The following is a 17,904-nucleotide window of genomic DNA, read 5'->3' on the forward strand; positions in this document are numbered from 1 at the left end:
GCCGGGACGTCGCACAAACCGGGTGCGTCACGCATGATGGGCCGGTGAGCACCCTGCCCGCGTCCGCCGTCCCGGAGCACGGTCTACCGGGACACCTGGTCGACTTCGTGGCCGCGCTGCGGCGTCACCACGTCGCCGTCGGGCCGGGGGAGACGGTCGACGCCGCCCGCGTCGTCGGGGTGCTGGACCTGCTGCGGCGCGACGAGCTGCGGGAGGGTCTGGCCGCGGCGCTGCTGCGCCGCTCCGGGCAGCGGGCCACCTTCGACGCCCTGTTCGACCTCTGGTTCCCGCCGGCGCTGGGTGCCGGTGCGTCCGAGGTGGACGTCCCCCGGGTCGACGACGGCGAGCACGGCACCGGCGAGGGCCCGGTCGACGTCGACGCGCTCCGCGACGTCCTCGCCGACCTCCTGCGCGACGGCGACACCGAGACCCTGCGCGAGCTGGCGCGGGCCGCGGTCGACGCGATCGGCAACGCCGGCGCCGCCGGGCAGGGCGTGCGCGGGCAGGCCGCGCAACCCAACTGGTCCGCCTACCAGGCGCTGAACGCGCTGTCCCCGGACACGCTGCTGGCCCGGATCCTCGACGGGCTGGCGCAGGAGGGCGACACCGATTTCGTCTCCGAGGTCCGCCGCCGCGAGATCCGCGACCGGATCGCCCGGTTCCGGGACATGGTCCGCGACGAGGTCCGCCGCCGCACCGCCGAGCAGCGGGGCCGCGAGCAGGTCTCCCGATCCACGACGCCGTCGCAGCCGGACCGCGTGAACTTCCTGACCGCGAACGCCGTCCAGCTCGCGGAGCTGCGCCGGACCGTGCAGCCCCTCGCGCGGCGGCTGGCCTCACGGCTGTCGGCGAAGCGCCGCCGCGCGCACCGCGGGCGGCTGGACCTGCGCCGGACGCTGCGTCGCTCGCTGTCCACCGGCGGCGTGCCGATGGAGCCGGCCTACCGGACCCGCCGCCCGGGGCGCCCCGAGCTCGTGATCCTCTGCGACGTCTCCGGGTCGGTCGCCGGCTTCAGCCACTTCACGTTGCTGCTGGTCCAGGCGCTGCGCGAGCAGTTCTCCAAGGTGCGGGTGTTCGCCTTCGTCGAGCGCACCGACGAGGTGACGCACCTGTTCACCCCGGGCGCGGAGCTGTCCGGGGTGATGCAGCGGGTGCTGCGCGAGGCCCGGCTGACGGCGTTCGACGGGCACTCCGACTACGGCAGCGCGTTCGGCGACTTCCTCGAGCAGTACGCCGACGCCGTCACCTCGAAGACGTCGCTGCTGGTGCTCGGCGACGGCCGCACCAACTACCGGGACCCTAACCTGCGGGCACTCGGGCTCCTGGCCGACCGGGCGCGGCACGCGCACTGGCTCAACCCGGAGCCGCAGCGCATGTGGGGTACCGGCGACTCCGACGCCCGCCGCTACGGCGAGGTGCTGCCGATGCACGAGTGCCGGACGGCGGCGCAGCTCGCCGACGTCGTGGAAGGGCTCCTGCCGGTCTGAGCGGAGCATGCCCGGTCGTGTGATCCATGTCGGCCGGTGCTGCGGTGCAACGTTTCCCGGCGAGAGGGTGTCCACATGAGGATCATGCGCGCTCCGCTCGCGGCCGGTCTCCTCGCGGCCGGTCTCCTGCTCGCCGGCTGCGGCGGGGAGTCGTGGCCGACGGCGGCCGGCCCGGTGTCCGAGGCCCCGGCCACGCCGGCCCCGACGTCGTCGGCCCCGGAGCAGGCGACCCCCACCTCACCGGCGACCGGCGACGAGGACGGCGGGAACGACGGCGGCGGGGACGGTGGCGGAGGGAACGGCGGGGGGAACGGCGGCGGGAACGGTGCCGCGGGCCGCTGCACCGGGGCCGACCTCGGTGCGAGCGTCGGCCGCACGACCGGCGAGGCCGGACAGCGGCACACCACGATCGTCTGGACCAACACCTCGGGCGAACCGTGCACGATGACCGGGTTCGGCGGCGTCGACCTGCGCGGGCCGGACGACCCGAAGCACGGACCCAGCTACTCGCTGCCGCGATCGGAGAAGCAGGCGTCCACGGTCCGGCTGGCTCCGGGCGGCGCCGCGCACACCGTGATCACCTGGCTGCCGGGTGACTGGAAGCCGGCACAGCTCGTCGTCACCCCGCCGGACGAGCGGGCGTCGAAGACGCTGCCGTGGCCGGGCGGCGGGGTGTCCCGGCAGGACGGTGCCACGCGTCCCGGCACCTACATCGGCCCGGTCGCCCCAGGCGGGAGCGCCTGACCCGCACCGCCGCCCCGGCGCCGCCCCGCGCCCTCGTCGAGATGCAGTCCAGCGTTCCTCTGGAGGTCCCCGGAGCGCGCTGAGCTGCATCTCGGCGGGGACGGTCCGGACACGGGCGGCCCACGTGCAGATGGCCTTGACCGGCCGGCCAATCAAGCGTAAACCGGAGGTATCCCCACAGGGACTCGCAGAGAAGAAGGTGTATCGCGATGGCAGGGACCACTCGGCGGTCGTGGCAGCGGTGGCAGGACTGGGCAGCGCTGGTGATCGGTGTGCTCACGGCTCTCTCGCCCCTCGTGACGGCGACGAACGTCGCCGCCGCATGGACGCTGGTCGTGCTGGGCGTGGTGCTCGCCGCCACGTCGCTCTGGTCGCTCGCCGTGCCCGGCTCGGTGACGAGCGAATGGGTGCACGGCGTGCTCGGCGTCCTGCTGTTCGTGGCGCCGTGGGCCATGGGCTACAGCGCCCTGACCGGGGCGTCCTGGACGTCGTGGGTCGCCGGGGTGCTGACGGTCGCGGTGGCCGCGTCGGCGCTCCCCGCGGCGACGGCGGAGCACCGCGGGATCGTGGCCCACTGACCGGCCACGACGCACCGGACGTCGTTCCGGGACGGGGGCCGCGACCCGACGGGTCGCGGCCCCCGTCGCGCACCGGGCAGGATCGGGGCGTGCCGCCCACAACGACCCCGGAGGACGCCCCCGCCCGGGAGCGGATCCTCGACGCCGCCGAGGACCTGTTCGCCGCGCACGGCTTCGACGCGACGCCCACCTCCCGGGTCGCCGAGCGGGCCGGGGTCCCGAAGGGCCTCGTGCACTACTACTTCCGCCGCAAGCCGGACCTGCTCGAGGCCCTGGTCGACCGGCTACCGCATCCCGTACGCGGCCGGGACGTGCTCGTCCCGGGGGATCTGGCGGCCGGGTTGCGTGCGCTGGTCACGGAGCTGGACCGGGTGCTGGAGTCGTCGGCGCTGCTGTCACACCTGCTCTGGCGCGAGGCCGACACCCACCCCGCGGTGCGCGAGGCGCTGCAGCGGCGCACCACCGAGCTCGAGGACGCCGTGCACGAGGTGCTCGTCCCGGCCGCCGCGGACCCGGAGCGCGTCCGCGGGGCCGCCCGGCTGCTGGCCGCCGCGATCGGGCACCGGCACGCGACGGCCCGGCACACCGGGGACCAGGACGGGATGGAGGCCGAGCTGGCCTTCGTCGCCGGCGCGCTCGGCTGATCAGGGCCAGGGCCGCCAGGGCGCGCCGGTCCCCTCGAACCGCGGCACGGTGTGCTTGCCGTCCGCGGCGCGGTGCAGCGTGTACGCCGACCAGGTCCGCAGGCCCAGGACGAGCAGCAACAGGATGGTCAGGCCGGCCGTCACCGGGCCCAGCCACGGCAGCGGCCCGCTCGCGTTCGCGACGGTGACGACGAGCGGCCCGAGGAACCCGGCCGTCGCCCCGGTGACCAGCGGGAGCTTCGCATCGGCCAGCACCTCGACGGCGATCAGGCGGCGCTGCTCGCCGTCCGGGTCGCCGCCGGAGCGCAGCAGCGTGCGCGCCGCCGCCCGGTCGCGGGCGAGCCCCATCTCCGGGCCGCGGCGGGGCGCGACCCGCGCGGGCGTGCGCGCCGCGTACACCCAGAGCAGGGTGCTGCCGAGCACGCACAGGACCGCGCCGACGACGACCCCCGTGAGCAGGTACGGCGCACGGGACAGGACGTCGGTGGCGACGGTGTAGACCGCGCCGAACCACACGAGCGCGACGACGGCCGCCACCCGGGTCACGACGACGGCGCGGGTCGACGGCGGGCGCACGGTCGGCCAGGGGCCGGCCGGGGTCGTGTGCGGGGCGCGGTCCGCGCCGGGGCCGGAGGTGCCGGGCGCAGGCGTCCCGGGAGCGCCGGGGCCGGGTGTACCGGGCACCGAAGTCCCGGTCGCGCCGGGCGGGGACCACGGCCCGGGCCCGGCACCGGGGTGGACCGGGAGATCGGGGGAGCGGGGACCGGACGGGTGGGGAGCCCGGTCGCCGGTGTCCGGAGCACGCATACCGGCGACGCTACCCGCGGGTCAGGACGGCTCGGACGTGGTGCGCGCCGTGGCGCGCCGGGTGCGGCTCCGGGGCCGCCGAGCGGCGGCAGTGGACCGGGCGAACGGGCCCTCAGGGCCCGGAACGGACCTCGGGCAGCGCCCCGGCGGCGCGGGCGGCGCGCCGCAGCGACAGCCCCCTGAGCAGCGTGACGACCGTCACGCCGACCACGAGCACCGTCACCGCCACCACGCCGTCCAGGAAACGCCCGGAGTCCGGCCGGGTCGCCTGCAGCACCAGCTGGTAGCCGATGATCCCGCAGAGCACCGGGAGCTGGAGGACGTTCGCCGACCAGGTCGCGACCGAGGCGGCGACGTGGCGGCGCGCGTCGTCGTCGAGCGGGCGGCCGGCGACCAGGTCGCGCCGGGCGGCCCAGCGGTCGCGCCACCGGCTGGACCACACGGTGGAGGGGTTCGCGACCCGGCCGGGCCAGGAGCCCGCCAGCGGCCACACGACGGCGACGGCCAGCACCAGCACCAGCAGGCCGGCGCCGGCGAGCGCCGTCCGTCCGGGGCCGAGGCCCGGGGGCGCGACCACGATCCCGATCAGGCCGACGATCGTCAGTGCGACCAGGACGAGCCGCTGGAGCCATCGCGCCGTGCGCCCCGCCGGGGTCAGGACGGGCCAGTCCTTCCGGGCATCCGCGGCTGTGTCCACGGCCACGACCGTAGACGAATCGGACGTACCGCGCCCGGAGGAAGGTTAGGGTCGCCTTCCCTGTCGTTCCGTGGAGGGAGCTCCCCGTGCCCGTCGTCGTTCCGCCGTCCGCCCGTGCCGTGAGTCGCCGTGGGGTGCTAGCCGGCGCCGCCGGCCTGTTCCTGCTCGCCGGCTGCGGCGGGGGCGACCAGACGTCCGGTGGGGGAGCCGAGCCGGCCGCCGAGGGCTTCCCGGTGACGGTCCGGCACGCGCTCGGCGAGACGGTGGTCCCGGACCGGCCGCGGCGGGTCGTCACGCTCAGCGCGGCCAACGCCGACGTCGCGCTGGCGATGGGGGTCGTGCCGGTCGCGATCCCGCGGACGGTCTACGGCGGCGACGCGGAGGGCGTCCTGCCCTGGGTGCGCGAGGCGATCGGGACGAGCGGAGCCGAGTTCCCGCAGGTCATCGGGTCCGACGATCTCGCGGTCGTCCCGTTCGAGGAGATCGCGGCCGTCCAGCCCGACCTGGTGCTGGCGACCTACTCCGGGCTGACCCCGCAGGAGTACCAGCAGCTCTCCGCGATCGCGCCGACGATCGCCTACCCGGACGCCGCGTACTCCACCGGCTGGCAGGACCAGACCCGGATCGCCGGCCAGGTGTTCGGTGACCCGGCGCGGGCGCAGCAGCTGATCGACGACACGACGGCGCAGCTCACCGGCGCGACGGGACGGTTCCCGCAGCTCGCCGGGAAGACGTTCCTGTACACCGGCGGGATGGACGGCGGCGCGCTCGGCGTGTTCCGGGCCGGCGACGTCCGGGTCCAGCTGGTGACGGACATGGGCCTGGAGCTCGCCCCGTACGTCGAGCAGAACGCCCCCGGCGGCGACGAGGTCTACTACACGATCAGCACCGAGCTGCTGTCCGGCGTCGACGCGGACCTGCTGATCGGGTTCTTCGGGTCGCCCGAGGAGGTGCAGGCGTTCCGTGCGACGCCGGGCGTCGAGCTGCTTCCCGCGATGGCGCGTGGTGCCTTCGCCCCGGTCGTCGGAGCGGACCGGGTCGTGGCCAGCTCGGCGCCGTCGGTGCTCTCGATCCCGTGGGTGCTCGACTCCTACCTCCCGATCCTGGGCGACGCCGCCACACGCGCCGGAGCCTGACGTCGCTCCGCCGTTCCACCCGGTCCCCTGCGTGGCGTAGCGGACCGGTCACTGCTGGTGAGAGCCGCTGGTCAGCGCGATCGGGTGAATGGTCGTTGCGTGCCGATGTGTTCCTCGTTACCCCGACAAGACCGCAAGCGACGGTCTGTCGAACAACGAGGAGGTTGTGAGATGCGGAAGTCCGTTCGCGGCGCGCTCGTCGGCGCGACCCTGCTGCCCCTGGCCGTCGCGGCCCCGGGCATGGCCTTCGCCGGTTCCACCGGCTACGACGAGGCTCCGAAGAAGGAGCACTCGAAGGACAAGGGCGACGATCACCACAAGCACAAGAAGCACCACAAGCACGACCACAAGAAGTGGGAGCACAAGGAGGAGAAGGAGAAGCCGAAGGGCCCGCTCCCCGAGCTCCCCGCGACCCCGCTCGACCCGATCCTGGACATGATCCCGGCTCCGGAGGCCCCGTCGGCGCCGGACTTCTCGATCAACTGATCGTCGGTCGTCACGACGGGCCGGTCCGGGCGCGAGGGGGTCCCGGACCGGCCCCGCCGTGTGTGCGGGGCCGGTCAGACCGCGGGCGCCGGGTCCGTCGACGGCGGGTCCCGCAGCACCGTGTCGCCCTTCACGAACCACGCGACGCCGAACGCCAGGATCGCGAGCGCCTCCAGCCAGAACAGCGTGTGGAAGCGCTCCGCGACCGCGTCCGGCACCAGCACGGCGTCCAGGAGTGCCAGCGCCAGGCACGCGACGATCGTCCACCCGCAGGTCCGGTAGACGACGTTGCGTGCCGCCCGCCGCCGGTTGCGGACCTCGCCGCGGGTGAACAGCGCGAGGCAGAACCAGGCCAGTCCCGCGAAGAACACCCCTGCCGCGACGAGGTGCAGCCACCCGACGGCGGTCCCGACCGGCGTCGCCCCGTCCTCCGGGCTCGTCGGCAGCAGCGCGACGGCGATCGCCGCCGACCCGGTGAGGTTGGCCAGCCGGTTGTCCGGCCGCTCGTAGCGGTAGCAGAACAGGAAGACCCCGACCGCGCAGAGGCTGCCGACGAAGACGTCGCGCATCGGTGAGTAGTAGTAGCGGCTGATCGAGTCGCGCAGCCCGTCCCCGCCGAGCAGCAGGTCGCCGGCGACCAGGACGAAGGGCAGCAGGATGCCGATGATCCCGACCGCGCGCCGCAGACCGAGGTAGGACAGCACGGCACCCTCGGCACGCGAACTCATGATCGAGATCGTCGCAGGGGCCCGTGCCCGCGCGGGCACCGGCCGTCTGCGGCGCCGCCGCCGAGGAGGCAGCATGTCCGCGATGACTCGTACCGCTACGTGGGCCGACCACGCGATCTGGTGGCAGCTGCAGCCGCTCGGCTTCACCGGGGCCGAGCGGGACGCGCTCCCGGCGGACGCCCCGGCCGTGCACCGGTTGGACCGGATCCTGCCCTGGCTGGACTACCTGCTCGAACTCGGCTGCAACGGGCTCGCGCTCGGCCCGGTGTTCGCCTCGCGCACCCACGGCTACGACACCACCGACCACTTCCGGATCGACTCCCGCCTGGGCGACGAGCAGGACTTCGACCGGCTCGTCGAGGCGTGCCGGGCGCGCGGGATCCGGCTGCTGCTCGACGGTGTGTTCAACCACGTCGGACGGGACTTCGACGCGTTCCGGCGGGCCGAACAGGGCGACCCCGACGCCCGCCGCTGGTTCCGCTGGGACGGCGAGCACCCGGTGACCTTCGAGGGGCACGACCGGCTGGTCGCGTTCGACCACGACGAGCCCGCCGTCGCGGACCACGTCGTCGCCGTCATGACGCACTGGCTCGACCGTGGCGCCGACGGCTGGCGGCTCGACGCGGCCTACCAGGTGCCGGACGCGTTCTGGCGCCGCGTGCTGCCGCAGGTCAGGGAGGTGCACCCCGAGGCGTGGATCGCCGGGGAGGTCATCCACGGCGACTACGCGGCCGTCGTCGCCGGGTCCGGGATGGACACCGTCACCCAGTACGAGCTCTGGAAGGCCGTCTGGAGCGCGCTCAACGACCGCAACCTCCACGAGCTCGCGCACGCCGTGGGCAGGCACTCGGCGATGCTGGACACGTTCGCCCCGCTGACCTTCGTCGGGAACCACGACGTCACCCGCCTGGCCAGCACGCTGGACCGGGCCGACCACCTCGGGCACGCGATCGCGGTGCTGATGACGCTCGGCGGGGTGCCGAGCGTCTACGCCGGCGACGAGCAGGCCTTCACCGGGGTCAAGGAGGAGCGCGAGTTCGGCGACGACGCCGTCCGCCCGGCGTTCCCCGACGACCCGTCGGGCCTCGCCCCCTTCGGGGCCCCGGTGTTCGAGCTGCACCAGCGGCTGATCGCGCTGCGCCGCCGGCACCCGTGGCTCACACGGGCGCACACGACCGTCGAGCACCTGACCGACACCGCGATCGCCCTGCGCAGCACCGGCCCCGAGCAGAGCCTGGTGACGCTCCTGTCTGTCGACGACGGACCGCAGCGGTTCCCCGACGGCCTCCGCGGCGCCACGGTCACCGACTCCGAGGGCGGGGCGCCCGACGATCCGCTGCTGCTCGCCCCGCACGCCTGGCGCATCCTCGAGGGCTGAGTCCCGGTTCACGGGTGCCGGCCCGACAGCACGCAGAACTCGTTCCCCTCGGGATCGGTGAGGACGACCCAGCTCTGGTCGCCCTGGCCGACGTCGGCGCGGTGGGCGCCCAGGCCGAGCAGGCGGCCGACCTCGTCGTCCTGCCGGTCGGGGCCGGGGTCGAGATCGATGTGGAGCCGGTTCTTGACGGCCTTCGCCTCGGGGACGTGGGCGAACGTCAGCACCGGGGGCACCGGACCGGTGTGCGTACCGCCTCCCGCCGGTGGTGGGGGCCCGATCGTGACGATCCCGTCGTCTTGGTCCCGCACGTCGTAGCCGAGGACCGCGCACCAGAAGCGGGCGAGCCGGCCGGGATCGGCGCAGTCGATCGCGAGTTCGGTGAACGTGCTCGTCATCTCGGCCTCCTGGTCACGGGGTGCGTTCCGGGGCCGGACGCTAGCCGCGGGGACCGACAGTTCCGCCGACGGGGTCGAACTTCTGTTCGAACCGGGGTACCGTCTGCCGGGTGGACGCCTGCTGGCAGGGATCGCTGTTCGCCGCCACCGGCGGCGGGCTCTCCGTAGCCTTTCGGCACGAGCTGGCGCACGGTGCCTGGGTCGACGTCGTACCCGGCTGGGTCCCCGACCCCGACCCGCTGTTCGACCGGCTGCGTCGCACCGTCCCGTTCACCGGGCACCGCCGCCGGATGTACGACCGCATGGTCGAGGAGCCGCGGCTGACCCACCGCTGGCTGCTGCCGGATCCCCGTGTGCCGGACCGTCTGCTCGACATGGGGGCGGAGCTGGGGGAGCGGTACGGCGAGGACTTCACCCAGGTCGGCGTCAACCTCTACCGCGACGGAACCGACGGCGTCGCCTGGCACGGGGACCGGGTCGCGCGGGAGCGGCCCGAAGCCGTCGTCGCGCTGGTGTCGCTCGGGGCGACCCGGCCGCTCCGGCTGCGGCCGACCGGTGGCGGCGCGTCGGTGTCGTTCCCGCTCGCCTCGGGCGACCTGCTGGTGATGGGCGGCAGCTGCCAGCGGACCTGGCAGCACAGCGTGCCGAAGGTCGCCGCGTCCGGTCCGCGCATCAGCGTCCAGTTCCGGCACCTCTACCCCGGGTCACCGGGGATGCCGCGGGGCGGGGGAGACGCATAGTCTGCGGCGATGCAGCGCAAGATCGGCGTGATGGGCGGGACGTTCGATCCCGTCCACCACGGCCACCTGGTCGCAGCCAGCGAGGTGGCCGACCGGTTCGCCCTCGACGAAGTGATCTTCGTGCCGACCGGTGAGCCCTGGCAGAAGACCGGGCGCGACGTCTCGCCCGCCGAGGACCGCTACCTGATGACGGTCGTCGCGACGGCGTCGAACCCGCGGTTCTCGGTCAGCCGGGTCGACATCGACCGGACGGGACCGACCTACACCGCGGACACCCTCGCCGACCTGCACGAGGCGATGCCCGAGGCGCAGCTGTTCTTCATCACCGGCGCCGACGCGCTTCAGCAGATCCTGTCCTGGCGCAAGGTCGACGAGCTGTTCCGCTACGCCCACTTCGTCGGTGTGACCCGGCCCGGGTACGAACTCGCCGACGGGCACCTGCCCGAGGGTTCCGTCACGACGGTCGAGGTGCCGGCGATGGCGATCTCGTCCAGTGACTGCCGGACGCGCGTCGCCGCTGGGCGGCCGGTCTGGTACCTCGTGCCGGACGGGGTCGTCCAGTACATCTCCAAGCGCAGCCTCTACGTGGATCCGGGTCGCTGACCTGCGGTTCTGCCGCCTGTGTCCCTGGCGGGTGCGAGATCGTCCCGGTGCTCGCCCGACGTCTCCGCCCGATCGCCGTGAGCCCGATGAGCCGACACCATGCACTCCTCGACGACCCCGCCGTCGCCCGCGCCGCCAAGACCCTGTGGGCCTACCACCGGCTCGACGACGCCTGGGGCGTCACGACCGACGTGGGCATCGGACTCGGCGGTCACGACCTGTCCGTCGTGGACACGGCCGTTCAGTTCTACCGGTGCGGCCGCATCCCGCTGATCGTGTTCACCGGCGCCAACGCGCCCACCACCATCGACCGCTTTCCCCGAGGGGGAGGCGGTCCATTTCCGCGAACGTGCCCTGGAGCTCGGCGTCCCCGCCGCGTCGGTCCTGAGTGAGCCGACGGCGACCAACACCGGCGAGAACATCACCCGAGCCCGGGCACTCCTTGCCGACGCCGGTGTCGTCCCGGCCGCGGTCACGCTGATAAGCCGCCCGTATCAACAACGCCGGGCCCGGGCCACCTGCCGCGCGCTCTGGCCCGAGGTCGACGTCGTCACGGCCGGCGCGCAGACCGGCATCCGGGACTACATCGACACGATCGGTGACGAGCACCGCGTCATCACCATGCTCCCCGGGGACACCCAGCGCATCGGGGTCTACGCCGACCGCGGGTTCGCCGCTCCCGAGCCCATGCCCGACGACGTCCGAGCAGCGTTCGAACTGCTCGTCCGACGGGGCTACACCGGGCGACTCGTCTGACTGCCGACCGTCGGGAACGGACCGGCCCGCGCCTGCCCGGAGGCCGTGCACCCCGCTCCCGCCCTGTCCCACTGTTTCGGATGGCCTGCTCGGTGCCTTAGATCTCACGGATCGGTCGAGCCGGGTTGCCGGCGACGAGAAAGCGGTCGAGGACATCGCGGGTCACGACGCTCCCGGCACCGATGACGGCGTCCGCCCCGATGGTGACACCGGGGCAGACGATGACCCCCGCGCCGAGCCAGGCGTTGCTTCCGATGCTGATGGGCAAGGGACGTTCCCATCCCTCACGCCGGCGGTCGTGGTCCTCGACAGGATGCTGCGCGGTCAGGAGCTGGGTGCGCGGACCGATCCGGACGTCGTCGGCGATGGTGATCGTCGCGTCGTCCATGAACAAGGCGTCGTGGTTGACGAAAGTGCGTGCGCCGAGGGCGATGTGGGTGCCGTAGCTGCACTGGAACCGGGGCAGCACGACGACGCCGTCGCCGAGCCGTCCGACGATCTGGCGGAGGACGGACTCGCGCTCGTGGTCGTCGTCGGCGCCGGTCGAGTTGAACTGGTCGAGCAGGCGCCGGCAGCGGCGTCGGTCGTCGACGAGGTCGGGCTCGTCGAGGTACCACTCGTTGCGGAGCATGCGCTCCTTCTGCTCGCCCACGCCTCCGATCCTGCGGTGGGGCGGTCGCCGGGTACAAGTCGTTACGAGCCGACCCGGTCCGGCCGACGCGTCGTCGGGTCGGTCATCGAACAGGCTCCGGGGACTCGGGGCGCGTCGGCTGCGACCGGGGCCGGGATTACGAGGGCGACCTGCGCTCCTGGTGGTCAGGGGGTGCGAGGGCGCGAATGTTACTAGCGGATCGAACGCATGTTCGAGTACGATCGATCACATGACCGCGGTCCAGGAACCTCCACGCACCGGCACGTCTGCCGGGGATCCGGGGTTCCCGCAGGTCGACCTGGCCCTGGTCCAGTTGGCCGCGGAGCAGGCCGCGCACGACGACTTGTCCGGTGTCTCCGAAGCGGAGTTGATCGACCAGATCCAGCAGCTGGAGTCGGTGCAGCACTCCCTCGCGGCGTTGCAGGCGACCCGGGTGCGGGCGTTCGCCCGGCTCCATGTGGAGAACGGCATCGCGGCTGGACAGACCGACCCGGATCGGCTGCAACGTGGGGTGGTCGCCCAGGTCGGATTGGCCTGCCGGGTCTCGCCGACCGAGGCCCGCCGCCGGGTGAGCGTCGCCCGGGACCTGCACGACGGCCTCGATCACGTCCGTGGGCTGTTCGCCGCCGGGGAGCTGTCGGCGCTCAAGGTGACGGCGGTAGTGACCGCGTGCTCGGATCTCGACCGCGCCGAACGCGCCGCGGTGGACGCGCGCCTGGCCGCCCACGAGCTGACCCGGCTCGGGATCCGGCGATTGCAGGACCTCGCACGCAAGTTCGCCGCCGAGGTGGCGCCGGAGAAGTTCCGCGCCAGGGTCGAGTCCGCCCGCGCCGAGCGGCGCGTGACCCTGCGCCCGGCGCCGGATGCGATGACGTATCTGACCGCGTATCTGCCGGTCGAGCAGGGTGTGGCCTGCCTCGCCGCGTTGAACAAGGCGTTCACCGAGGTGTCGGTGAACCCGGCACCCCTGACCCGGACTCGTGGTCAGGTCATGGCCGACACGCTCGTCGAGCGGGTCACCGGACAAGCCGTGGCGACCGATGTGGATGTCGAGGTCCAGGTCGTGGTGCCGATCGAGGCGCTGCTGGACCCGGACTCGCCACTCCCGGCGGAGATCCCCGGCCACGGCCCGGTCCCGGTCGACCTCCTCGCCACGAGCGAGGGAAAGAAGACCCTGCGCCGCCTGATCACTTCCGACGGTGTCGTGGTCGGCGGGGACTCCCGCCAGCGCACCTTCACCGGCTTGCTGGCCCGGCTGGTGCGGGTGCGGGCGGGGAACCGGTGCACCGAGCCGTACTGCGATGCCCCGGTGCGCCATATCGACCACATCCACCGGGATGCCGAGGGCGGGGCGACCGAGCTCGACAACGGGCGCGGGGTGTGCGAGTTCCACAACCATGTCCGCGAGCAGGCGGGGTGGCGGGTGGCCCGCGGGCCGGACGGCGGGGTGCGGACCACGACCCCGACCGGGCACACCTACCTGGCGCCCGGATGACCGATACCTGCCGTCCGCTGCACGGTGCTGTCCTGTCCGGACCTCGCCGGGGCGGGGCGCGCCGTCATGGCGACGTACTCGGGGAGTCACCCGCGACTCCAGGGGTCGGCGAGCCGTCGAGGCGTCAGAAGGTGGCGATCGGGTTGACCGGGCTCCCCGACGTCCCCGCGAAGCGGACCGGCGCGACGGCGAGCTGGAAGTCCCACTGGCCGAGCTCGGCGGCCGTCGTCGCACACGTCTCGAGGTCGCAGTTGTCTAGCAGCCACAGTCCCATCGCGACCAGGCCCACGGCGTGCACCGGCATCAGCACGGCGTCGTACCCCGACGGCTGGACGTCCTGGGGCGTGTCGGCCCCGATCAGGGCGACGTCCCGTTCGTGCAGCCACGGCAGGCAGGAGGCGTGCCAGCCCGCCTGCGTGACACCGCCGGCCTCGCCGCCGTCGTGCCGGACGCGCCCACGGCCGGTCCGCAGGAGAACCGCGTCGCCGCGTTGCACCCGAACACCCTGGCGGCGCTCGGCCTCCTCGAGGTCGTCGGGGACGACACCCTCGCCCGGTTCCAGCCACGGGACGCCGCGAGCGCCCGCGACGTCCAGCAGGACGCCCCGCGTGACGATCCCGTTCGCCGCCGCCGTGACCGCCGCCCACGCCGATCCCGTCGTGGGATCGACGAGCGAGTGGGGCCGCCCGTTGTACATGGCGCCGTCCCAGAAGAGGTGGCACGGCGAGTCGACGTGGGTGACGGTGTTGCCGTGGAAGCCGATGGCGAGCCGCTCGGAGGAGAAGCCCCAGCGCCGGTCGGCGTGGAACGCGGCAGGCATCCCCTCGGCGCCCGGCATGTCGGCGGCGCACGGGCACGTCGTCGTCGACCGCTCCATCTCGCCGGGTACGGCGACGTCCCAGGCACACGAGACGCTCCTGCCGTGCCGCACGGCGCGCGCCGCCGCCAGGCGGACGTCGTCGGTGACGTGGTTCAGGGTGCCGAGCTCGTCGTCGTCACCCCACCGTCCCCAGTTCGAGAGCGTCTCGAAGTACCCGAGCACGTCGTCCTGTGTGGGCATGCGCCGGAGGGTAGCGCCGCCCTCAGTCGTCCCGCGGGTCCGCGGCGTCCGTGGGCGGGCACGCGACGACGCTGCAGCCGGGCGGGGCGTACGGGCCGACACCGAGTCCGTTCCCGAGGACGGCGGGATCGAGGTAGTTGTCGGGGGAGAGGTCCGTGCTGGGCGTGTCGGGCCGGTACGGGCCGGGGTCGGGGACGTCCTGGTCCTCGACGCCGCGCATGAGGATCCGGAAGAAGTTGTAGTAGAGGTCGGCGGGGCTGGCGCTGAGGAGCGCCTGCGGATCGGGCGACTTGTCGCCGAGCACGCCGTTCCAGGTGATCGTCATGTCCAGGCTGGGGACGATGAAGTTGTTCTGGTGCAGCGCCCCGACCATCGCGTACATGTCGCGGGGTGCGCTCTGCGTGCTCTCGTGGTCCAGGACCCGGCTCGCCGGGAGGTCGGGTGTCGTGCAGGTGTCGCCGCGGTTGGTCCAGAACAGCAGCCCGTAGCAGGGGTTCGGGACCGACGGTTCGCTCACCTGCCGGACATAGCCGGACGGGACGACCTGGCGGCCGTTCCAGGCGCCGCCGTTCTGCATCAGCAGGCCGAGGCGGGCGAACTGCTCGCTGGGCATGAACAGGTGGGCGTAGCCGTAGGTGTTGCCGGAACGGTCGCGCAGCCAGACGTAGCTGTCGCGGTCGATGCCGATCGGGTCGAACAGGGTGTCCTGGACGAAGTCCTGGAAGTCCTGCCCGACGGCGCGGGCGACGACGAAGGCGAGCAGGTCCGGGGTGCGCTGGCTGTAGGCGAAGTTCGTGCCCGGTGCGTGGGTGATCGGCAGGGCGAGCGCCTGGCGGGCGACGTGGGGGTCGTTGCCGACCGTGGCCGCCTCGGAGAGGATCGCCTCGTCGAGGCCACCCGCCTCCTGCAGGAGGTTGCGGACGGTGATCGCCCGGTGGGCGTCGTCGCCCCAGCCCGGGCCGTCGGGAAGATACGCGCCGATCGGGTCGTCGAGCCCGAGCCTGCCCTGGCCGTAGGCGATGCCGGTCGCCATCGAGACGACGCTCTTGGTCGAGCTCCACACGTTCATCGGCACGTTCTCGGTCACCGGGTCCAACGGACCCGTGCCGACCAGGCAGTTGTGCCGATGGATCCGCACCGACAGGCGCATGTTCGTCTGCGCGTAGGCGATGGCGTCACGGACCGCCGCCGGGTCGAGCTGCTGGGCCTCCGGCGTCGAACGCTCGGGCCCGCCGGAACCCGAGGGGAGCGCGCAGGGTTCCGCCGCCGGCCCGGCCGGGGCGGCCGCGGCCTGCCCGACGACGACCGTCCCCACCAGCGCGGCGCACGCGGCAGCCGTCGCGACGGCTCTGGTCAGCGCTGTTCCCATGCCTCGTCCTCCTCGACCGGCTCCGACCCTCACCGGGAGAACGATCATGAGGACGTGTGGTCACTCCGTGCCGAGCGTGCCCTGCGCCGCTGCCCGTCCGGAGTGGCCGCCGCCGCGTCCCCGCAGGACGTACGCGAACCCGACGGCGACGATCGCGCCGGCCGCGGGCCCGACGAGGTAGGCCCACCACGCCGTCCAGTCGCCGAGCACGAGGGCCGGTCCGAGGGAGCGGGCCGGGTTCATCGACGCACCGCTGACCGGCGCCCCCCACAATCCGGCCAGTGCGATGTAGCCGCCGACGCCGATCGCGGCCAGCGGCCCGATCTGCTGGGCCCCCGACGCGGTTCCCAGGATGACGCTGACCAGGCCGGTGGTGAGGACGAGTTCCCAGAGCGTCGCCGTCGTGGTCGGGATGCCGGCCCCGGGGAGGGTCAGGCCCGCGTCGCCGTGCCTGCCGATCAGCGCCCAGAGCAGCAGCGTCGCCAGGACGGAACCGACGAGCTGGGCCACGACGTAGGCCGGCACGCGCCGCCACGGGAAGTCCCCGCGGAGCGCGAACGCCACGCTGACCACGGGATTGAGGTGAGCGCCCGACACGGTGCCCATGAACAGGATGACCGCGGCCACCATCAGCGCCGGGGCCACCACCTGTGCCGCGGGCGGGACCGCGTCCCCGCCGAACCGGGCGTTCACCATCCCGCCGCCGACGGCGACCAGTACCAGGAAGAACGTGCCCAGCAGCTCCGAGAACAGCCGGCGCCCCTCGTAGCGGTCGTCCCAGAAGTCGAACTCGTCCGCGACCGAGTTCGGCAGGTCCTCACCCGGGGGTTCGGGCTCGGCGGGTCGATCGGTCATGGCGTCGGCTCCCACGGACGAGGAGCCGACGGTAGCGCGGCCGCGTCGCAGCCGAGCTCACCCGCGGTGGGTGAGACGTGGGACGGCTACCCGGCGGCTTCGAGGGGCAGGTCGCTGCCCCGCCAGGTCGCCGCCAGCTCCTGCACCGGCAGGTCGAGGGCCTCGGCGAGGCAGATGATCGTCCCGAAGCCGGGGGAGGGCAGCCGCCCGGTCTCGATCTTGCGGAGGGTCTCCGGCGAGACCCCGGCCGCCTGCGCGACGTCCGCCAGGTCGCGGCCGGCCCGCGCGTGCCGCAGCAGTGCGCCGAGACGCCTGCCGGCTTCGATCTGCTCGGGTGTGAGCGGTTGGCGGACCATGCCCCGAGGCTACGGTTGGTATTACTGTACCGGCAAGTGCTACGGTCGCGGTATAACTATACCGGCACCCGTGACGAGGTACTCGTGATCGAACTGAAGACGCCTGCGGAGATCGACCGCATGCACGTGACCGGGCGTTTCGTCGCCGAGGCGCTCACCGAGATCGGCCGGCTCGCCGACGTCGGCGTCAACCTGATGGACCTGGAGCACCACGTGCGCGGCATGATCGAGCGCCGCGGCGCGGAGTCCTGCTACTGGGACTACGCCCCGTCCTTCGGGCGCGGCCCGTTCCGCAACGTGACCTGCCTGGCCGTCAACGACGCCGTCCTGCACGGCCTGCCCCACGACTACACCCTGCGCGACGGCGACGTCCTCACCGCGGACCTCGCGGTCGGCATCGACGGCTGGGTCGCCGACTCGGCCCGCACGGTCGTCGTCGGGACGGCCGCCGAGGAGGACCTCCGGATCGTCCGCGCCACCGACGAGGCGCTGGAGGCGGCGATCGGCGCCGCGCAGCCCGGCAACCGGCTCGGGGACATCTCGGCGGCCATCGAGGCGGTCGCCCGTGATCACGGCTACCCGGTCAACGACGAGTTCGGCGGGCACGGTCTCGGTCGCACCATGCACGAGGACCCGCACGTCTCCAACAGGGGCCGGGCGGGCCGTGGCCTGACGCTGCGGCCGGGCCTGACCCTCGCCCTCGAACCCTGGTTCGCGCGGACCACCGACCGCATCGTCTACGACCCCGACGGCTGGACCATCCGGTCGGCGGACGGCTCGCGCACGGCGCACTCCGAGCACACGGTCGCCATCACCGAGGACGGGCCGCTGGTGCTCACCCGCCGTGCGTCGGAGGGTGTCGTGACGAGCGGAGCGGGCGCGTCGGTGCGTGGTGCGGAGGGGAGGAGCTGAACCGGGGTGCCCCGGCCGGTACGGTC

The 17,904-nt window shown here is 73.5% G+C and carries 22 protein-coding genes and 1 pseudogene; 14 read left to right on the forward strand and 9 right to left on the reverse strand.

Annotated features, from left to right (window positions below; genetic code table 11):
* Nucleotides 1–44 precede the first annotated feature (44 nt).
* The 4 genes from AD017_RS21150 to AD017_RS21165 all read left to right on the forward strand — a co-directional run bounded on the left by AD017_RS21150 (nucleotide 45) and on the right by AD017_RS21165 (nucleotide 3,453).
* On the forward strand, nucleotides 45–1,487 hold the full coding sequence (locus AD017_RS21150; RefSeq protein ID WP_060575239.1) for a VWA domain-containing protein: 1,443 nt from the start codon (nucleotides 45–47) through the stop codon (nucleotides 1,485–1,487).
* 75 nt (nucleotides 1,488–1,562) lie between these two features.
* Complete coding sequence (locus AD017_RS21155; protein WP_227012806.1) at nucleotides 1,563–2,231, forward strand: DUF4232 domain-containing protein; 669 nt, start codon at nucleotides 1,563–1,565, stop codon at nucleotides 2,229–2,231.
* A gap of 209 nt (nucleotides 2,232–2,440) precedes the next feature.
* Nucleotides 2,441–2,809, forward strand: coding sequence for an SPW repeat protein (locus tag AD017_RS21160; RefSeq protein WP_029239382.1), 369 nt, complete (start codon nucleotides 2,441–2,443; stop codon nucleotides 2,807–2,809).
* A gap of 89 nt (nucleotides 2,810–2,898) precedes the next feature.
* Entirely contained in the window at nucleotides 2,899–3,453 is a 555-nt protein-coding gene (locus AD017_RS21165; RefSeq protein WP_010227494.1) for a TetR/AcrR family transcriptional regulator, read from the forward strand.
* Here the strand turns inward: AD017_RS21165 and AD017_RS21170 are convergent, their stop codons facing one another.
* Together AD017_RS21170 and AD017_RS21175 are read right to left on the reverse strand one after the other, a co-directional pair.
* On the reverse strand, nucleotides 3,454–4,260 hold the full coding sequence (locus AD017_RS21170) for a hypothetical protein (RefSeq protein ID WP_145982564.1): 807 nt from the start codon (nucleotides 4,258–4,260) through the stop codon (nucleotides 3,454–3,456).
* Between the two features lie 112 nt (nucleotides 4,261–4,372).
* Nucleotides 4,373–4,957: a hypothetical protein gene (locus tag AD017_RS21175; protein WP_060575242.1), complete on the reverse strand. Its 585-nt coding sequence runs from the start codon at nucleotides 4,955–4,957 to the stop codon at nucleotides 4,373–4,375.
* An 86-nt stretch (nucleotides 4,958–5,043) separates the two neighbouring features.
* On the opposite strand from AD017_RS21175, the gene AD017_RS21180 reads away from it, so the two are divergent.
* Nucleotides 5,044–6,093 (forward strand): ABC transporter substrate-binding protein, encoded by a 1,050-nt coding sequence (locus AD017_RS21180; protein WP_145986086.1) that lies wholly within the window; start codon nucleotides 5,044–5,046, stop codon nucleotides 6,091–6,093.
* Nucleotides 6,094–6,264: 171 nt separating this feature from the next.
* Nucleotides 6,265–6,579 carry a hypothetical protein gene (locus AD017_RS21185; protein WP_060575244.1) on the forward strand — a complete coding sequence of 105 codons (315 nt, stop codon included), beginning with the start codon at nucleotides 6,265–6,267 and terminating at the stop codon, nucleotides 6,577–6,579.
* Nucleotides 6,580–6,653: 74 nt separating this feature from the next.
* Here AD017_RS21185 and AD017_RS21190 read toward each other — a convergent pair whose 3' ends face one another.
* Nucleotides 6,654–7,307 carry a hypothetical protein gene (locus AD017_RS21190; protein WP_060575245.1) on the reverse strand — a complete coding sequence of 218 codons (654 nt, stop codon included), beginning with the start codon at nucleotides 7,305–7,307 and terminating at the stop codon, nucleotides 6,654–6,656.
* Nucleotides 7,308–7,380: 73 nt separating this feature from the next.
* On the opposite strand from AD017_RS21190, the gene AD017_RS21195 reads away from it, so the two are divergent.
* Complete coding sequence (locus AD017_RS21195) at nucleotides 7,381–8,685, forward strand: alpha-amylase family glycosyl hydrolase (protein WP_227012807.1); 1,305 nt, start codon at nucleotides 7,381–7,383, stop codon at nucleotides 8,683–8,685.
* 8 nt (nucleotides 8,686–8,693) lie between these two features.
* Here the strand turns inward: AD017_RS21195 and AD017_RS21200 are convergent, their stop codons facing one another.
* Nucleotides 8,694–9,080 (reverse strand): VOC family protein, encoded by a 387-nt coding sequence (locus tag AD017_RS21200; protein WP_010226820.1) that lies wholly within the window; start codon nucleotides 9,078–9,080, stop codon nucleotides 8,694–8,696.
* A gap of 110 nt (nucleotides 9,081–9,190) precedes the next feature.
* Here AD017_RS21200 and AD017_RS21205 point away from each other — a divergent pair, with 110 nt between their 5' ends.
* From AD017_RS21205 to AD017_RS37490, 5 genes and pseudogenes are all read left to right on the forward strand, one after another.
* Nucleotides 9,191–9,820: an alpha-ketoglutarate-dependent dioxygenase AlkB gene (locus AD017_RS21205; RefSeq protein ID WP_010226821.1), complete on the forward strand. Its 630-nt coding sequence runs from the start codon at nucleotides 9,191–9,193 to the stop codon at nucleotides 9,818–9,820.
* 9 nt (nucleotides 9,821–9,829) lie between these two features.
* Nucleotides 9,830–10,423, forward strand: a complete 594-nt coding sequence (nadD, locus tag AD017_RS21210) for a nicotinate-nucleotide adenylyltransferase (protein WP_060575246.1) — start codon at nucleotides 9,830–9,832, stop codon at nucleotides 10,421–10,423.
* Nucleotides 10,424–10,509: 86 nt separating this feature from the next.
* Nucleotides 10,510–10,815, forward strand: coding sequence for a hypothetical protein (locus tag AD017_RS37480; protein WP_349675476.1), 306 nt, complete (start codon nucleotides 10,510–10,512; stop codon nucleotides 10,813–10,815).
* Nucleotides 10,808–10,912: pseudogene (locus tag AD017_RS37485) on the forward strand (YdcF family protein); the annotation flags it as partial. The gene AD017_RS37480 and the pseudogene AD017_RS37485, both read left to right, overlap by 8 nt.
* A gap of 132 nt (nucleotides 10,913–11,044) precedes the next feature.
* Nucleotides 11,045–11,179, forward strand: coding sequence for a hypothetical protein (locus AD017_RS37490; RefSeq protein ID WP_255358494.1), 135 nt, complete (start codon nucleotides 11,045–11,047; stop codon nucleotides 11,177–11,179).
* 97 nt (nucleotides 11,180–11,276) lie between these two features.
* On the opposite strand, the gene AD017_RS21220 is transcribed toward AD017_RS37490, so the two are convergent.
* Nucleotides 11,277–11,831 (reverse strand): sugar O-acetyltransferase, encoded by a 555-nt coding sequence (locus AD017_RS21220; protein WP_060575247.1) that lies wholly within the window; start codon nucleotides 11,829–11,831, stop codon nucleotides 11,277–11,279.
* 229 nt (nucleotides 11,832–12,060) lie between these two features.
* Between AD017_RS21220 and AD017_RS21225 the strand changes: the two genes are divergently transcribed.
* Nucleotides 12,061–13,326: a DUF222 domain-containing protein gene (locus AD017_RS21225; protein WP_082398852.1), complete on the forward strand. Its 1,266-nt coding sequence runs from the start codon at nucleotides 12,061–12,063 to the stop codon at nucleotides 13,324–13,326.
* Between the two features lie 124 nt (nucleotides 13,327–13,450).
* Here AD017_RS21225 and AD017_RS21230 read toward each other — a convergent pair whose 3' ends face one another.
* The 4 genes from AD017_RS21230 to AD017_RS21245 all read right to left on the reverse strand — a co-directional run bounded on the left by AD017_RS21230 (nucleotide 13,451) and on the right by AD017_RS21245 (nucleotide 16,966).
* Entirely contained in the window at nucleotides 13,451–14,386 is a 936-nt protein-coding gene (locus AD017_RS21230; RefSeq protein WP_060575248.1) for a cyclase family protein, read from the reverse strand.
* A gap of 22 nt (nucleotides 14,387–14,408) precedes the next feature.
* Nucleotides 14,409–15,755, reverse strand: a complete 1,347-nt coding sequence (locus AD017_RS21235) for a serine hydrolase (protein WP_060575249.1) — start codon at nucleotides 15,753–15,755, stop codon at nucleotides 14,409–14,411.
* A gap of 60 nt (nucleotides 15,756–15,815) precedes the next feature.
* On the reverse strand, nucleotides 15,816–16,610 hold the full coding sequence (locus tag AD017_RS21240) for an MIP/aquaporin family protein (RefSeq protein ID WP_060575250.1): 795 nt from the start codon (nucleotides 16,608–16,610) through the stop codon (nucleotides 15,816–15,818).
* Nucleotides 16,611–16,696: 86 nt separating this feature from the next.
* Entirely contained in the window at nucleotides 16,697–16,966 is a 270-nt protein-coding gene (locus tag AD017_RS21245; protein WP_010227928.1) for a helix-turn-helix domain-containing protein, read from the reverse strand.
* Nucleotides 16,967–17,050: 84 nt separating this feature from the next.
* Here AD017_RS21245 and map point away from each other — a divergent pair, with 84 nt between their 5' ends.
* Nucleotides 17,051–17,878 carry a type I methionyl aminopeptidase gene (gene map, locus AD017_RS21250; RefSeq protein WP_060575251.1) on the forward strand — a complete coding sequence of 276 codons (828 nt, stop codon included), beginning with the start codon at nucleotides 17,051–17,053 and terminating at the stop codon, nucleotides 17,876–17,878.
* The last annotated feature ends 26 nt before the right edge of the window (nucleotides 17,879–17,904 follow it).

The organism is Pseudonocardia sp. EC080619-01, assembly GCF_001420995.1.
In the GTDB taxonomy this organism is placed as follows: Bacteria; Actinomycetota; Actinomycetes; order Mycobacteriales; family Pseudonocardiaceae; genus Pseudonocardia.

Bases quoted from the DNA above. Each gene is read 5' to 3' on its own strand.
- AD017_RS21195 (WP_227012807.1), top strand. From the start codon at position 7,381: ATGTCCGCGATGACTCGTACCGCTACGTGGGCCGACCACGCGATCTGG.
- AD017_RS21225 (WP_082398852.1), top strand. From the start codon at position 12,061: ATGACCGCGGTCCAGGAACCTCCACGCACCGGCACGTCTGCCGGGGAT.
- AD017_RS21190 (WP_060575245.1), bottom strand. From the start codon at position 7,307: ATGAGTTCGCGTGCCGAGGGTGCCGTGCTGTCCTACCTCGGTCTGCGG.
- AD017_RS21235 (WP_060575249.1), bottom strand. From the start codon at position 15,755: ATGGGAACAGCGCTGACCAGAGCCGTCGCGACGGCTGCCGCGTGCGCC.
- AD017_RS21170 (WP_145982564.1), bottom strand. From the start codon at position 4,260: ATGCGTGCTCCGGACACCGGCGACCGGGCTCCCCACCCGTCCGGTCCC.
- AD017_RS21160 (WP_029239382.1), top strand. From the start codon at position 2,441: ATGGCAGGGACCACTCGGCGGTCGTGGCAGCGGTGGCAGGACTGGGCA.
- AD017_RS37490 (WP_255358494.1), top strand. From the start codon at position 11,045: ATGCTCCCCGGGGACACCCAGCGCATCGGGGTCTACGCCGACCGCGGG.
- AD017_RS21200 (WP_010226820.1), bottom strand. From the start codon at position 9,080: ATGACGAGCACGTTCACCGAACTCGCGATCGACTGCGCCGATCCCGGC.
- AD017_RS21155 (WP_227012806.1), top strand. From the start codon at position 1,563: ATGAGGATCATGCGCGCTCCGCTCGCGGCCGGTCTCCTCGCGGCCGGT.
- AD017_RS21240 (WP_060575250.1), bottom strand. From the start codon at position 16,610: ATGACCGATCGACCCGCCGAGCCCGAACCCCCGGGTGAGGACCTGCCG.
- AD017_RS21185 (WP_060575244.1), top strand. From the start codon at position 6,265: ATGCGGAAGTCCGTTCGCGGCGCGCTCGTCGGCGCGACCCTGCTGCCC.
- AD017_RS37480 (WP_349675476.1), top strand. From the start codon at position 10,510: ATGAGCCGACACCATGCACTCCTCGACGACCCCGCCGTCGCCCGCGCC.
- nadD (WP_060575246.1), top strand. From the start codon at position 9,830: ATGCAGCGCAAGATCGGCGTGATGGGCGGGACGTTCGATCCCGTCCAC.
- AD017_RS21245 (WP_010227928.1), bottom strand. From the start codon at position 16,966: ATGGTCCGCCAACCGCTCACACCCGAGCAGATCGAAGCCGGCAGGCGT.
- AD017_RS21230 (WP_060575248.1), bottom strand. From the start codon at position 14,386: ATGCCCACACAGGACGACGTGCTCGGGTACTTCGAGACGCTCTCGAAC.